Annotated in this window: 15 protein-coding genes; 8 read left to right on the top strand and 7 right to left on the bottom strand. The window is 69.9% G+C overall.

All coding sequences use genetic code 11. From position 1 onward, the window contains the following. The first annotated feature begins 20 nt into the window (after positions 1 to 20). Entirely contained in the window at positions 21 to 863 is an 843-nt protein-coding gene (gene otsB, locus OG841_RS25620) for a trehalose-phosphatase (RefSeq protein ID WP_328639355.1), read from the top strand. 14 nt (positions 864 to 877) lie between these two features. Here otsB and OG841_RS25615 read toward each other — a convergent pair whose 3' ends face one another. Both OG841_RS25615 and OG841_RS25610 read right to left on the bottom strand, forming a co-directional pair. Further along, positions 878 to 1,111 carry a DUF3263 domain-containing protein gene (locus tag OG841_RS25615; protein ID WP_328639356.1) on the bottom strand — a complete coding sequence of 78 codons (234 nt, stop codon included), beginning with the start codon at positions 1,109 to 1,111 and terminating at the stop codon, positions 878 to 880. A gap of 33 nt (positions 1,112 to 1,144) precedes the next feature. After that, positions 1,145 to 2,446 carry an ABC transporter substrate-binding protein gene (locus OG841_RS25610; RefSeq protein WP_442759701.1) on the bottom strand — a complete coding sequence of 434 codons (1,302 nt, stop codon included), beginning with the start codon at positions 2,444 to 2,446 and terminating at the stop codon, positions 1,145 to 1,147. A 76-nt stretch (positions 2,447 to 2,522) separates the two neighbouring features. Here OG841_RS25610 and OG841_RS25605 point away from each other — a divergent pair, with 76 nt between their 5' ends. From OG841_RS25605 to OG841_RS25590, 4 genes are all read left to right on the top strand, one after another. After that, a complete protein-coding gene (locus OG841_RS25605) occupies positions 2,523 to 3,467 on the top strand; it encodes an ROK family protein (RefSeq protein WP_371566910.1) in 945 nt (314 codons plus the stop codon). Then, on the top strand, positions 3,467 to 4,678 hold the full coding sequence (nagA, locus tag OG841_RS25600) for an N-acetylglucosamine-6-phosphate deacetylase (RefSeq protein WP_328639358.1): 1,212 nt from the start codon (positions 3,467 to 3,469) through the stop codon (positions 4,676 to 4,678). Before OG841_RS25605 ends, nagA begins: the two co-directional genes overlap by 1 nt. Positions 4,679 to 4,756: 78 nt before the next feature. Next, the gene (locus OG841_RS25595; protein WP_371566909.1) at positions 4,757 to 5,674 is read left to right on the top strand and encodes a 1-phosphofructokinase family hexose kinase; all 918 of its coding nucleotides are present in this window, start codon (positions 4,757 to 4,759) and stop codon (positions 5,672 to 5,674) included. A gap of 114 nt (positions 5,675 to 5,788) precedes the next feature. Beyond that, a complete protein-coding gene (locus OG841_RS25590) occupies positions 5,789 to 6,190 on the top strand; it encodes a hypothetical protein (protein ID WP_328639360.1) in 402 nt (133 codons plus the stop codon). Between the two features lie 272 nt (positions 6,191 to 6,462). Here OG841_RS25590 and OG841_RS25585 read toward each other — a convergent pair whose 3' ends face one another. Together OG841_RS25585 and cdgB are read right to left on the bottom strand one after the other, a co-directional pair. After that, positions 6,463 to 7,437, bottom strand: coding sequence for a carbohydrate-binding protein (locus tag OG841_RS25585; protein ID WP_328639361.1), 975 nt, complete (start codon positions 7,435 to 7,437; stop codon positions 6,463 to 6,465). A gap of 121 nt (positions 7,438 to 7,558) precedes the next feature. Continuing rightward, the gene (gene cdgB / locus OG841_RS25580) at positions 7,559 to 9,214 is read right to left on the bottom strand and encodes a diguanylate cyclase CdgB (protein ID WP_328639362.1); all 1,656 of its coding nucleotides are present in this window, start codon (positions 9,212 to 9,214) and stop codon (positions 7,559 to 7,561) included. A 339-nt stretch (positions 9,215 to 9,553) separates the two neighbouring features. Here cdgB and OG841_RS25575 point away from each other — a divergent pair, with 339 nt between their 5' ends. Both OG841_RS25575 and OG841_RS25570 read left to right on the top strand, forming a co-directional pair. Beyond that, the gene (locus OG841_RS25575) at positions 9,554 to 10,129 is read left to right on the top strand and encodes a flavin reductase family protein (protein ID WP_328639363.1); all 576 of its coding nucleotides are present in this window, start codon (positions 9,554 to 9,556) and stop codon (positions 10,127 to 10,129) included. A 42-nt stretch (positions 10,130 to 10,171) separates the two neighbouring features. Next, complete coding sequence (locus OG841_RS25570; RefSeq protein WP_328639364.1) at positions 10,172 to 10,642, top strand: GNAT family N-acetyltransferase; 471 nt, start codon at positions 10,172 to 10,174, stop codon at positions 10,640 to 10,642. Here OG841_RS25570 and OG841_RS25565 read toward each other — a convergent pair. Beyond that, on the bottom strand, positions 10,639 to 11,481 hold the full coding sequence (locus OG841_RS25565; protein ID WP_328639365.1) for a sigma-70 family RNA polymerase sigma factor: 843 nt from the start codon (positions 11,479 to 11,481) through the stop codon (positions 10,639 to 10,641). The genes OG841_RS25570 and OG841_RS25565 overlap by 4 nt on opposite strands. 110 nt (positions 11,482 to 11,591) lie before the next feature. After that, positions 11,592 to 12,020, bottom strand: coding sequence for an alternative ribosome rescue aminoacyl-tRNA hydrolase ArfB (gene arfB / locus OG841_RS25560; protein WP_311717902.1), 429 nt, complete (start codon positions 12,018 to 12,020; stop codon positions 11,592 to 11,594). Positions 12,021 to 12,203: 183 nt separating this feature from the next. Between arfB and OG841_RS25555 the strand changes: the two genes are divergently transcribed. Continuing rightward, complete coding sequence (locus OG841_RS25555) at positions 12,204 to 12,779, top strand: TerD family protein (protein WP_062044736.1); 576 nt, start codon at positions 12,204 to 12,206, stop codon at positions 12,777 to 12,779. A gap of 62 nt (positions 12,780 to 12,841) precedes the next feature. On the opposite strand, the gene OG841_RS25550 is transcribed toward OG841_RS25555, so the two are convergent. Then, positions 12,842 to 13,702 carry a hypothetical protein gene (locus OG841_RS25550; RefSeq protein ID WP_328639366.1) on the bottom strand — a complete coding sequence of 287 codons (861 nt, stop codon included), beginning with the start codon at positions 13,700 to 13,702 and terminating at the stop codon, positions 12,842 to 12,844. Between the last annotated feature and the right edge of the window lie 383 nt (positions 13,703 to 14,085).

Below are 14,085 nucleotides of genomic sequence, written 5' to 3'. Positions count from 1 at the left end.
CCCCCGCGGAGAGGTACCCCATGAGCAGCCACACCGACCCCGGTGCCCTGCCGAGTCCGGCGACGCCCGCCGGGCGGGACGGCCTGCGCGCGCTTCTCGCGGAGCCGCGGCGGGCGGTCATCGGACTCGACTTCGACGGGACGCTGGCGCCGATCGTGGCGGACCCTGAACAGGCGCGGGCGCACCCCCAGGCGGTGGCCGTCCTCGCCGCCCTGGCACCGAAGGTGGCCTCCGTCGCGGTGATCACCGGCCGCCCGGCCGAGATCGCGGTCCGCTACGGCGGCTTCGCGGGAGTCCCCGGCCTGGAGCACCTGACGGTCCTCGGCCACTACGGCGCGGAACGCTGGGACGCGGTGACGGGAGAGGTCACGGCGCCCGAACCGCACCCGGGCGTGGCCGCGGTCCGTGCCGAGCTGCCGGAGTTCCTCGACGGAACCGGTGCCTGGATCGAGGAGAAGGGCGGCCGGGCGGTGGCGGTCCACACCCGCCGGGCCCCGGACCCGCAGGCCGTCTTCGACGCCCTGCGCGCCCCCCTCACCGACCTGGCCGCCCGGCACGGCCTGATCGTCGAACCGGGCCGTCTGGTCCTGGAGCTGCGCCCCCCGGGCATGGACAAGGGAGTGGCCCTGCTGACCCACGTCCGCGAGCTGTCCGCCACGTCCGTCCTCTACGGCGGTGACGACCTGGGTGACCTCCCGGCCTTCTCCGCGGTCGACGACCTCCGCACCACCGGCACCCCCGGCCTCCTGGTCTGCAGCGGCAGCGACGAGGTGACGGAACTGCGTAAGCGGGCGGACCTGGTGGTGGACGGCCCGGGCGGCGTGGTGGGCCTGCTGCGCGCCCTGGCCGAACGGCTCACCTGACCCGCACCCGACCCTCAGCGTTCCTGCCGCCGCGCCTCCCGGACCCGGCGCAGACGGTTCACCGTCACCGGGTCGAAGACCAGGGCGCGCTCGTCGTCCAGCAGGGCGTTGAGCAGCTGGTAGTAGCGGACCGGTGCCAGCCCCAGCTCCTCCCGTATCGCCCGCTCCTTGGCGCCGGGCCCCGGGAAGCCGCGGCGCTCCAGGGCGAGGATGTCCCGCTCCCTGCGGTCCAGCTCCGGATGCTCCATGCCCGGAACCGTAACGCCCGCCACTGACAGCGACTACTCCGCCTTCTGCGCGGTCAGCTGCAGCGCGCGCAGCACCTCCGAAGGGCTCCCGCCCGAACTCACCGCCGACCCGATCCGCTTCTTCACGGCCGCGCTCACCGAGGCCCAGGACGTCTTGCCCACCGGAGGCAGCTCGGAGTTGGGCAGCGCGTCGAGGAAGGGCTTGAGGTCGGCGTCCCGGGAGGCCCGGCTCATGACCGAGGACGCGGAGTTGGTCACCGGCAGCAGGTCGTACTCCCGGGAGAACGCGAGGACGTTCTTCTCGCTGTACACGGAGTCGAGGAAGTCGCCCACCTGCTCGGCGTGCCCGTTCTGCTTGAAGGCCATCATCCAGTCGGCGACCCCCATGGAGTTCTTGGTCTCCCCGTGGGCCCCGGGCATGGGCACCATCCCGAACTTCAGCCCCTTCGCGGCGGCGATCTTCATCAGCGAGGGATGCCCGTTGAGCATGCCGACATCCCCGGCGGCGAACGCCGAGAACGCGGCGGCCCGATTGAGGTTCTCGGGCGCTACCGGCCCGGTCAGCCCCTTGCCGACGAGGTCGTCCTTGAGCCAGGTCAGCGTCGTGACGTTCTCGCCGGAGTCGATGCCGTACGTGCCGACGGAGTCGACGTACCCGCCGCCCCCGCTCAGCAGCCACTGCATGGTCTCGGCCTGCGCCTCCTCAGGCCCGAGCGGCAGCGCGTACGGGTACTTCACCCCGTCCGCCTTGAGCGCCTCGGCATCCGCGGCGAGCTGCTTCCACGTCGTCGGCGGGGTGAGTCCGGCGTCGGCGAAGAGGGTCTTGTTGTAGAAGAGCAGCCGGGTGGACGCGGCGAACGGCATGCCGTACTGCATCCCGTTGATCCGCCCCGCCGAGGCCAGCTGCGCGACGAAGTCGGCCTGCTCCCGGATCCCGATCAGGTCGTCGGCCTTGTACAGCAGACCCTTGTGGGCGTAGTCGGCGTACGCGCCGATCTGCGCCATGTCGGGTGCCTTCCCGGCGTCGACCAGCTCCTTGACCTTGCGGTCCACATCGGTCCAGGAGTACACGCTGACGTCGATCTTCACGCCGGAGTGCTCGGCCTCGTACTCCTTGACGAGCTTGTCCCAGTACTTCTGGGAGCTGTTGGCCGAGCTGTCTCCGTAGTCGGCGGCGACCAGCCTCAGCGTCACCTCGTCCGAGCCGCCTCCCAGCCCGCAGCCGCCGAGGACCGCCGTCATGCCCAGCGCGGACACCGCCGCGATCGTTCCCGTCCTACGCCGCCGCACCGACAACCGCCCCACACTCACGTTCGAAAGCTTTCGAAAAGTCATACATATCTCAGACGTAAGGTCTACACCACGTGAGTGGACTAGACCTCTTGCGGGTCCAAGGGCCACACTGTCTTCCGTGAGACATGTCATCGCCCTCGATGTGGGCGGCACCGGGATGAAGGCGGCCTTGGTCGGCACGGGCGGCGAGCTCCTGCACCAGGGCCGCCGGGCGACCGGCCGCGACCGCGGCCCCGACGCGGTCGTCGACGGCATCCTCGACTTCGCCGCCGAGCTGCGCGCGTACGGCATCGAGCACCTCGGTGCCCCCGCGCTCGCGGCCGGCGTCGCCGTGCCCGGCATCGTCGACGAGGAGCGGGGCATCGCGGCCTACTCCGCCAACCTGGGCTGGCGGGACCTCCCGCTGCGCGGGCTGCTCACCGACCGCCTCGGGGGCGTCCCGGTCGCCCTCGGGCACGACGTCCGCACCGGCGGTCTCGCGGAGGGCCGCATCGGCGCGGGCAAGGGCGCCGACCGCTTCCTCTTCGTCCCCCTGGGCACCGGCATCGCGGGGGCGATCGGCATCGCGGGGCGGGTGGAGTCGGGCGCCCACGGCTTCGCGGGCGAGATCGGCCACATCGTCGTACGCCCGGGCGGCACGCCCTGCCCGTGCGGCCAGCGGGGCTGCCTGGAGCGGTACGCCTCCGCGGCGGCGGTCAGCGAGGCCTGGTCCTCCGTCACCGGGAACCCGGAAGCGGACGCGGCGGACTGCGCGAAGGCGGTGGAAGCCGACGACCCGAAGGCCCGGGAGGTCTGGCAGCACGCCGTGGACGCCCTGGCCGACGGCCTGCTCACCGCCCTCACCCTCCTGGACCCCCGCACCCTGATCATCGGTGGCGGCCTGGCCGAGGCGGGGCAAACCTTGTTCACACCCCTGCGGGAGGCGGTCCGGCAACGGGTCACCTTCCAGAAGCTCCCGACCATCGTCCCGGCCGCCCTGGGCGATACGGCGGGCTGCCTGGGCGCAGGCCTGCTGGCCTGGGATCTCCTCGACACAACGGACCGTACGGAGGTAACTCCCTGATGGCTACGCCGCTAGGGGCGCGGGGAACTGCGCGACCAGCCACGACGAGCCCGCACCCCACTACGGGCAAGTCCCCCCTCGTCCTGTCCGGCGCGACGGTCGTCCTCCCCACAGGATCCGTCGAAGACGGCCGCGTCATCGTCGACGGCACCCGCATCGCCGGCATCGCCCCGGAGAACGCCAAGGTCATCGACGTCACCGGCTACACCCTGGTCCCCGGCTTCGTCGACATCCACAACCACGGCGGCGGCGGAGCCTCGTTCACCTCAGGCACGATCGAAGACGTACTCAAGGGCATCCGCACCCACCAGAACCACGGCACCACCACCCTCGTCGCCTCCACCGTCACCGGCGACATGGACTTCCTCGCCCAGCGAGCCGGCCTGCTGAGCGAACTCGCCGAGCAGGGCGACATCGCCGGCATCCACTTCGAGGGCCCGTTCATCTCCCCCTGCCGCAAGGGCGCGCACGCGGAGAACCTCCTGCGCCACCCCGACCCGGCGGAGGTCCGCAAGCTGGTCGACGCGGCTCGCGGACAGGCGAAGATGGTCACGCTCGCCACCGAACTCCCCGGTGGCATCGACTCCGTACGGCTCCTTGTCGAGCAGGGGGTCATCGCGGCGATCGGGCACACGGACGCGACGTACGAGCAGACCGTCGAGGCCATCGACGCGGGCGCCACCGTGGCCACCCACCTCTTCAACGCGATGCCGCAGATCGGCCACCGCGCGCCCGGCCCCATCGCCGCCCTCCTGGAGGACGAGCGGATCACGGTCGAGCTGATCAACGACGGCACGCATCTGCACCCGGCCGCGCTGCAACTCGCGTTCCACCGCGCGACGGCACACCGCGTCGCGTTCATCACGGATGCCATGGACGCGGCCGGCTTCGGCGACGGCCGTTACCTGCTCGGCCCCCTGGAGGTCGAGGTCAGCGAGGGAGTCGCCCGGCTCGTGGAGGGCGGTTCGATCGCGGGCTCGACCCTCACCCTGGACCGCGCCTTCAAGCGGGCGGTGACCGTCGACCGGCTCCCCGTCGAGGACGTGGTCGCGGCGATCTCCGCCAACCCGGCCCGTCTGCTGGGCATGTCCGACCGCATCGGCTCACTGGAGCCCGGCAAGGACGCCGACCTGGTCCTCCTCGACCATCAATTCGACCTCAAGGGCGTCATGCGCCGGGGGGAATGGGTGGTCGATCCCCAACTGGGCTGATGTGTCCCGCTGTTGGGCCCGTCGGCATCCTGGGAGACTGGACGGGCACATTCTGTCTTTCGGGGGAGGTCGGCCCAGGTGATCCTCACGGTCACGCTGAACACCGCTCTCGACATCAGCTATCGCGTACGGTCGCTGCGGCCGCACACCAGCCACCGGGTCACCGAGGTCACCGAACGCCCCGGCGGCAAGGGCCTGAACGTGGCCCGGGTGCTGGCCGCGCTCGGCCACGAGGTGACGGTCACCGGGTTCACGGGCGGCGCCACGGGCCGCATGGTCCAGGACCGGCTCACCGCCGTACCGGGCCTGGTGGACGCGCTCGTCCCGGTCGCCGGCCCGACCCGGCGCACGATCGCCGTGGTGGACGACCAGTCCGGCGACACCACCCAGCTCAACGAACCGGGTCCGACGGTCACGTCGGCGGAGTGGTCGGCCTTCCAGGAGGCGTACGAGGATCTCGTCCCGTCGGTCTCGGCGGTGGCCCTGTGCGGGAGCCTGCCGCCGGGGGTGCCGGTGGGGGCGTACGCGGGCCTGATCCGCACGGCGAAGGCGGCCGGGGTGCCGGTCCTGCTGGACACCAGCGGAGAGGCACTGCGCCGCGGGGTCGCCGCCCGCCCCGACATCCTCAAGCCGAACGCCGACGAACTGTCCGAACTGACCGGCTCCCACGAACCGCTGCGCGCGGCCCAGGACGCCCGCCGCCGCGGCGCGCTCACGGTGGTCGCCTCCCTGGGCGCGCGGGGCCTGCTGGCGGCGACCCCGGAAGGCCGTTGGAGCGCCACGCCCCCGGCCCGCGTCCACGGCAACCCGACGGGCGCCGGCGACTCGCTGGTGGCAGGCCTGCTGTCGGGCCTGGTCGACCGACTCCCCTGGCCGGACCGCCTGATCCGCGCGGTCGCGTTGTCCGCGGCGACGGTACTGTCCCCGGTGGCGGGCGAGTTCGACCACGCCGGCTACACGGACCTGCTTGGACGTGTCGTAGCCGACACAGCCTGAACAAGTATGCGCACCGCGCCAAGAAGGCGATCTTTTCAGTCAATATTCGAACACACGGGCGGCTCCATGTGGTCGCCACATAGAGTGGCAAAGATTCATTCCTGAGGAGGTCAAATGAACAAGAAGGCGGGTGCAGCCATCACAACGGCCGCCACACTAGCCGCCACCGCACTCAGCATGAGCCCCGCCCACGCCGAGGACTACCGTTGGTGTTCAACCACAGGATCCAACGGCGGCGTTACGATAACCAACTGGACCGACCCGGGCGCCAGGGTGGGACTCTCAATCACCGTGAAGGACACGAAGGCCGACGACCACCACGTTCGGATCAGGATTCTTAGCGAGCAGTCCAGTGGCAACGTTGTTTACTGGCCGTGGCGCAAGCATATGGGTGGAGCAGGCACAGGGCAGAGTTGGGACACCACCGCATCGGACGACAGAGGCCTCTTCGAGATAGGCGTCGAGGTGGCGACGTTCGAAGGTGAGCATAAGTTGAACTCTTGCACCGATTGGTAATGGCCAACCGGACCGTTGGGTGCGTTCCTCGTAGTGTGGCGCAGCGCTGGTGTGCCACTGCTCCGGACGGTGGTTGCACCACGCACCACCTGTAGAACTTGCATCCGGGGCGGCGACCTCGAATTGGCCATAGGCGTCTGCACTCCACACGCACAGCGTCGGCCGGGGCCTCCCCAGGGCCCCGGCCGTTGTGGTGAGAGCACGATCGTGGCGTCTACTGCTGCAGAGCATGGCAGACCGGGTGGGCCCGTGACGCGGGAGGTCAGCACGGCCTAGCGCGTGACCTGGCCCTCCTTGAGCCACACCTGGTCCAGGAGGACGTTGCACTGGTCGCCGTCCGCGCAGGACAGGCTGATGGTGTTGGTGCCCTTGGTGAGGGTGGGCCAGTTGTAGGTGGTCGTCCAGCCCTTGGCGAAGTCGCCGTCGGCCGCCTTCGCGTAGTTCTTCAGGTTCAGTTTGCTGCCGAAGACCTTGCCGTTGACCGTGAGGGTCATCGCCTGGTCGTCGCTGGTGGCGCTGTAGTGCGCGAACAGCGTGTAAGTGCCGTCCGAGGGAATGCCGTTGACGGTCCACGTCACGGACGCGCCCACGTTGTTCAGGTTGCCGACGTAGATGCCGCCCTCGGACTGGGCGCCCTCGACGTCCGAGGCGAGAGCGGCGCCGCCGCCAAGGCGCAGCGCCTTCGCGTCGATCGTCTTCTTATACTCCTCGCTCGCAGCGCTGCCACTGCTGCTCGACGCGCTCGGCTTCGAGCTCTGCGACGTGCTCGGGGTCGTCGCCGCCTGGTTGCCCTTGTCGTCGTTCTGGTCGTCGCCGCCCGCCATCGCGATGCCGATGCCTATGACGACCGCGGCGACCACCGCGATCGCGCCGATCAGCAGGCCCTTGGTGTTGGGGCCACCGCTCCGGCCGCCGCCACCGCTGTAGCCGGGCATGGGCTGCTGGCTGGTGGGGGCGCCGCCCGGGAAGGTCTCGGGGGCGGCGTAGTGGGCGCTGGGCTGGGTGTGGCCACTCTGGCCCTGCTGCTGCGGGACCTGGCCGTACGGGCCGTTCGGCGCGGCCGGCGCCTGCTGCTGGCCGTACTGCCGCTGGCCGACCGAGCGCGTCCGGTTGACGGAGTTCGGGTAGCCGTAGCCGTAGCCGCCGCCGGACGGCGGCTGGGCGCCGTTGGCCTGGCCGTCGGCGTAGAGGTAGCCGAACGGGTCGTCGTCCTCGGGCGCACTCGCCCCGTTGTTGCCGGACGTCATCCCAGGTACTCCTCAAACAGGTGGGCATCGGATGCGATACGGATGGTCAGAATGGCGAGCCTACCCGCTCCTGATGGCCCAAACGGGTGACTCGGATCGCATCAGCTCGCTGACCTGGGGATCATCCCGCGCGTCTGTGTTGTTTGGGACGAGATCGTTTCTCGACGTACATCCGCTCGTCGGCGGACTTCAACACTTCGTCCGCCGTCATGCCGCAGTGCGCCCAGCCGATGCCGAAGCTGGCACCCACCCGGACGGCCCGTCCCTCGGCACGGATCGGCTGGATGATCTCGCTGCGCAGACGTACGGCGAGGTCGGCGGCGTCGGCCTTGCCGAGGCCGTCGGCGAGGATCACGAACTCGTCGCCGCCGAGCCGGGCCACGGTGTCGCCGTCGCGCACGCACTGGGACAACCGCCGGGCGACCTCGATGAGCACCGCGTCACCCGCGTTGTGCCCGAACCGGTCGTTGATCGACTTGAAGCCGTCGAGGTCGCAGAAGAGCACCGCGAGCCCCTTGGTGCCGTCGTCGCGCTCTCCCTCGGGGGCGACGGTGTGCACATGGTGGTCGAAGGTGTCGAACGCCGCCGCGCCGACCGGCCGGAAGTCGAAACCGTGGCCGTTCGCGTCGAAGGCCGGGTGGCCGAAGGCCGCGTCGATCGACTCCAGCGCGCCCGTGTGGGTGGAGCGCTGACAGAGCCGGGAGGACAGCCGCGAGCGCAGCTCGGCGGAGTTCGGCAGGCCGGTCAGGGAGTCGTGGGAGGCGCGGTGGGCGAGCTGGAGCTCGCGGCGCTTGCGCTCCTCGATGTCCTCGACGTGGGTGAGCAGGAAGCGCGGCCCGTCGGCGGCGTCGGCGACCACCGAGTTGCGCAGGGACACCCAGACGTACGTGCCGTCCCGGCGCCCGAGGCGGAGCTCCGCGCGCCCGCCTTCCGCGGAGGTCCGCAGCAGGGTGCCTATGTCCTCGGGGTGGACCAGGTCGGAGAAGGAGTAGCGGCGCATCGCGGACGCGGGGCGGCCGAGAAGGCGGCACAGGGCGTCGTTGGTGCGCAGGATCCGGCCGTGCTGGTCACCGCCCATCTCGGCGATGGCCATGCCGGAGGGGGCGTACTCGAAGGCCTGCCGAAAGCTCTCTTCACTGGCCCTGAGGGCCTGCTGCTCCCTTTCGAGCCTGACCAGTGCGCGCTGCATGTTCGACCGCAGACGCGCGTTGCTGATCGCGATGGCGGCCTGGAACGCGTACATCTGGAGCGCTTCGCGTCCCCAGGCCCCCGGCCTGCGGCCGTTGCGCGGCCGGTCCACGGACAGCACGCCGATCAGCTCGCCGCACTGGCCGCCCTTGACGCCCGGTGTGTACATCGGCGCGAACAGCCGGTCCGAGGGATGCCACTCGTCCTCGAAGCGGGGCGCCGGGCCGTCGGTGTACCACTGCGGGACGTCGTCGTCGTCGAGGACCCAGCCCTCGGTGTGCGGGATGAAGACCAGGTCGCCCCAGGTCTCCCCCATGCTCAGCCGGCGCTCCCAGGACTCACGGGAGCCCACCCGGCCGGTGATCAGCGACTCGGCGGCCTGGTTCCCGGAGAAGGCGGCGACCACGAGGTCGCCGTCGGGGCGCACGAGATTGACGCACGCCAGTTCGTAACCGAGTGCGGTGACCACGCCGTTCGCGACGGTCTGCAGTGTGTCGGCCAGGCTGCGGGCCGTGTTCATGTCGGCCATGACCTGGTGCAGCTGTCGCAGGGACGCAAGACGGACGTACGGCTCCGACTCGCTCTCCATTGCTCGCCCTCCCCCCGAGACCTCGCAGCGAATCAAGGGTTCTCTTCGGCGTATCTTCAGTGCGGCTTCGTTGGTGCGGCTTCGTCGGTACTTCCCCGCCACTGAATCACAGCGCGCTGCCCACTCGGTACACAGGGTCAACAAATACCGCCCCTTGTGACTCAAGTCACAGCGAAAGATGAACAATTGAGTGGGGTTTCTGCGCTTTCCCTGTGCGTTTACTGAACGCAAACTTTGGGCGTTTGTGGACGCCCTGTCCATCTCCGCCGGTAGACCTAGGTCCGGCCTCGGACGAAGGCCCGATGCGGAGCGCACGGACCGGACATTAGCGTTTCCGGCGTGCCGAACACTCCCCCCGCCACCGCCCCGATGATCCCTCCGCCCGCTTCCGGGCATGCTGTGGGGGTGAGCAACGACGAGTTCCGCGCCGCCATGTCCCGGCTGGCCGCGGGCGTGGTCCTGGTGACCGCGTTCGAGCCCCCGCTCGACGCCGAGGGACCAGGCGGCGAGGACGTCGGCATGACGGCCACGGCCTTCCTGTCGGTCTCCCTGGATCCGCCTCTCGTGCTGGTCAGCCTGCGTACGGGCTCCCGCATGGACGACCTGCTCGACGAGCAACCCCACTGGGCGGTCTCCGTCCTGTCCGAGAGCCAGCGCCACATCGCGGGCCGTTTCGCCATGAAGGGCCGCATCAGCGACCGCCTCCTGTTCGAGGACATCCCGTACGTCCGCGGCGCGGCCACCGGCGCCGCACTGGTGGGCGGTGCCCTCGCCACCCTGGAGTGCCGCACCGAACAGCGCGTGGAGGCCGGCGACCACGTGCTGGTGATCGGCCGCGTCCTGACGGCCGACGTACCGAGCGCGGACGGCGGGCCGCTGACCTATTTCCGGGGCAGGTACCGCCAGCTGGGATGAATTCCGTGGCCCCGCGCCGACCCTTCGGCATAAGGTCCCCGGATGACATTCGCACCCCGCCTCGAAGAGATCACACCCGGGAATTTCGAAACGGCGACCGGCATACGGGTCCGCCCCGAGCAGGAATTCGCGATCTCCCCGGTCATGCAGTCCCTCGCCGAGGCCTACGTGCATCCCGCGGGCGTCGCCTGGCCCCGTCTGATCGTCGACGGCGACCGCACGGTCGGCTTCCTGATGGCCTTCCTCGACATCGACTGGCGCGCCGACGGCGGCAGCGTCGTCCGCTCCGGTCTGTGGCGGCTGAACATCGCGGCCGACGCCCAGGGCAGGGGCTACGGCCGTTTCGCCGTCGAGTCCGTGGCCGCGGAGCTGCGCCGCCGGGGCACGAAGGAGTTGTACGTCACCTGGCACGAGGGCGACAACGGCCCGGCGGAGTTCTATCTGCGGCTCGGTTTCCGCCGGACCGGGGAGCTGAGCGGGGGCGAGACGGTCGGGGTGTTGAGCCTCGACTAGACGAAGGTGATCTCCGACCGGGCCGCCCGGACCGGGTCCGTGGTGATGTCGATCACGGCGATCCGGTCGTGTACGAACGTGAACGCGAGGGTCCGCTCCACGCGGCCGTCCCGTAGGAGCGCGATGCCGGTGCGGCCCTCGACGAGAACGGGCACCGCGACGCCGATGATGTGCCGCGAGTAGCTCGTCGCCCCCTTGGCGACAGCCGGCGCCCCTGTCGTCACCCCGACCTCCGTGCGCACCACGACATCCGGGTCGAGGACCTCCAGCAGCCGGTCGAAGTCACCCTCGCGCGCGGCGGCCAGGAAGGCGTCGACGAGTTCACGCCGGCGCGTCCGATCGGTGTCGGTGGCCTGGGCGCCCCGCACCCGGCGCCGGGCCCGGCTGGCGAGCTGGCGGGCGGCCGCCGGGGACTTGGCGATGACGCCGGCGATCTCGTCGTAGGGGACGGCGAAGAGGTCGTGGAGGACGAAGGCGAGCCGTTCGGCGGGGGTGAGGGTGTCGAGGACGACGAGGAGGGCGCTGCCGACCGAGTCGGCGAGGAGGACGTCCTGTTCGGGATCGGCGACGGTGGCCGGCACCGGTACCTCGGCTTCCAGGGGCTGTTCGGCACGGGACCTGCGGGAGCGGAGCATGTCGAGGCAGACCCGGCCCACGACGGTCGTCAGCCAGCCGGCGAGGTTGTCGACGTGCGTGGTGTCCGACCGGCTCATCCGCACCCACGTCTCCTGCACCGCGTCCTCGGCCTCGGCCGCCGACCCGAGCATCCGCCGCGCCACCGCCCGCAGCTGCCCCCGGTGCGCCTCGAAGCGTTCGGCCAGGAAGTCGTCGTCGCCCATGGGTCACCGCTCTCGTCGTCGTCCGCCGTCGGTGAGTTGACGGATGGGACGGAGGAGATGTGACACACGCAGGTCTGTTGATGACGTGATGACGTGTCGCAGGGCCGGGGCTACCCCCAGTCCCGTCCCTGCCGCCCCCGCTTGGTGTCCGAGCGCTGCTTCTTCTCCCTCAACCGCCGCTCGTTGATCCCGCGCGGGATGCGCGTCGCCCGCCGCGGCTTGGGCGGCGGAGCGGTGGCCTCGGCGAGGAGCGCGGCGAGGCGTACGGCGGCGGTCTCGCGGTTGCGCCACTGCGAACGGTGCTCGGAGGAGCGGACGGTGACGACCCCGTCGACGAGCCGCCCGGCCAGCTTGTCCAGCGCCCGCTGCTTCCACACGTCGGGCAGTGACTCGGTACGGGCCAGGTCGAAACGCAGCTCCACCTGGGAGTCACTGGTGTTGACGTGCTGGCCACCGGGGCCGGAGGAGCGCGAGAAACGCCACATGAGCTCGGCCTCGGGGAGCGAGACGGAGCCGCGGATGACGTGGGGACCGGACATGGGGTCCATGTTCCCGGCTCTGTCCGGTCCACGTCACCCGAATATCGCCGGGCGGCCGCCCTCAGTTCGGTAAAGAAAGTAAAGACACGGGGAACCTTCGACGCCCCTCGCGGCGTTCATACGGGTAGCTGTAACTTCAAGCCCGTACTTGCCGTACAAAAACGAGGGAAGGACTCCCAAACCATGGCTGTAAGCCTGTCCAAGGGTGGCAACGTCTCGCTCACCAAGGAGGCTCCGGGCCTGACCGCCGTCACCGTGGGCCTCGGCTGGGACGTCCGCACCACCACCGGCACGGACTTCGACCTCGACGCCTCCGCGATCGCGGTCAACACGGAGGGCAAGGTCTACTCCGACGGTCACTTCGTCTTCTTCAACAACAAGCAGACCCCGGACCAGACCATCGTCCACACCGGTGACAACCGCACCGGCGAGGGCGCCGGCGACGACGAGGCGATCAACGTCAACCTGGCCGGCCTCCCGGCCGACATCGACAAGATCGTCTTCCCGGTCTCGATCTACGACGCGGAGAACCGCTCGCAGAACTTCGGCCAGGTCCGCAACGCCTACATCCGCATCGTCAACCAGGCCGGCGGCGCCGAGATCGCCCGCTACGACCTCTCCGAGGACGCGGCCACGGAGACGGCGATGGTCTTCGGCGAGCTGTACCGCAACGGCGCGGAGTGGAAGTTCCGCGCGGTGGGCCAGGGCTACGCGTCCGGCCTGGTGGGCATCGCGACGGACTTCGGCGTGAACGTCTGACGTCTCGCTGCGCTGAGCTGGAGCCCCTGGTCGTGTCGGCCGGGGGCTTCGGCGTGCCGGGCCTACCTGACGTCGACGAAGTCGCCGGGCGCTGTCGCGGCGGCGGTGGTGGCGGTGCCCGCGAAGGAGTAGCGGTAGTAGCCGTCGACCGTGGCCTTGGTCGTGGTCTTCAGGACGCCGGTGCTGTTGGTCTTGACCGTCTTGAGGGTGGTGTAGGTGCTGCTGCCCTTCTTGCGGAACTGCAGCTTCACGGGCTGTGAGACATAACCCGCGTACTTGCCCGTCGACCAGTTCGCGCGGGCGAGCTTGCCCGTGACGGTGATGGTCCTGCCCTTCTTGACCGGCTCGGGAGTGGCGTCAGCGGTCAGCGTGGCGGCCTTCTTGATCGCGGCGGTGGTGACGTCGTCGTTGTAACTGGCGTTCGCGTAGAGGTCCCAAGCGCCAAGGAACAACTTCCAGGTCCCGGCGACGCCGTTGTCCTTCATGTCGGTGGCCGGATGGATGTTGAAGACGGCCTTGCACTTGTAGACGCCCTGGGTGGCCGTCTCCGTGCAGCTGGGGTCGTCGTCCGTCCCGAGGCCACCGGTGATGCCGTCCGTGGTCGAGCTGTCGGTGCCCTGCCACAGGAATGCCTCGGTGAGGGCGACGCCGTTCTGGTCGGTGGCGGTGTATGTGACGACGACGGACTTCGTGCCGCTGGTGCCGAGCACGATGTCCTTGCCACCGTTGACGACCGCGTTCGAGAACTTGGTGTTGCCCAACGAGTCGTTCGGGCGCACGGTCCTGGAACCGTCGGAGGCGAAGGAGCTGAGCTTCGTCGACGCAGTCGTGCGCTCCGCCGCCTGCGCGACGACCGGAACGGCGAGTGCGGACAGCACGACGGCTCCGGAGACAACGGCCGTGACCGCAACACGTATTCGCATGAATCCCCCACGGGAACCTGAGAGGCCCGCCGAAGTCTGCCTCCGCACGGGCCTGTTGATCTCCGCATCATAGGAACCCGACCCAGCCGCAGTGAAGATTTTTTGTGCAATGAGTGCGTAATGGGTCAAGGCGCGACGGCAGATCGGTGAAGCACCGGCACCTGGAGACCCGTACGCCGGTGCTGGTGGCGCCCTTCCCAAAGAACTCCGGGCGAAAGGAACCCCACCAAGCCCCACCCCTCCTCCCGCCGCGAAGTCGCAGCTCACTCGCCCGAGTGAACATCGCCAACTCAGCTGGATTTCGGCCCGGTTGCTTGCTTTACAGTCGGCGCAACACAACCGCAGACATGCAACGGCCCTCGCCGGGACTGGCATCCCAGTGC

The organism is Streptomyces canus, from assembly GCF_041435015.1.
Taxonomy (GTDB): Bacteria; Actinomycetota; Actinomycetes; order Streptomycetales; family Streptomycetaceae; genus Streptomyces; species Streptomyces canus_G.
The sequence above is the reverse complement of the archived record's forward strand: the minus strand, read 5'-3'. Positions and strand labels throughout refer to the sequence as shown.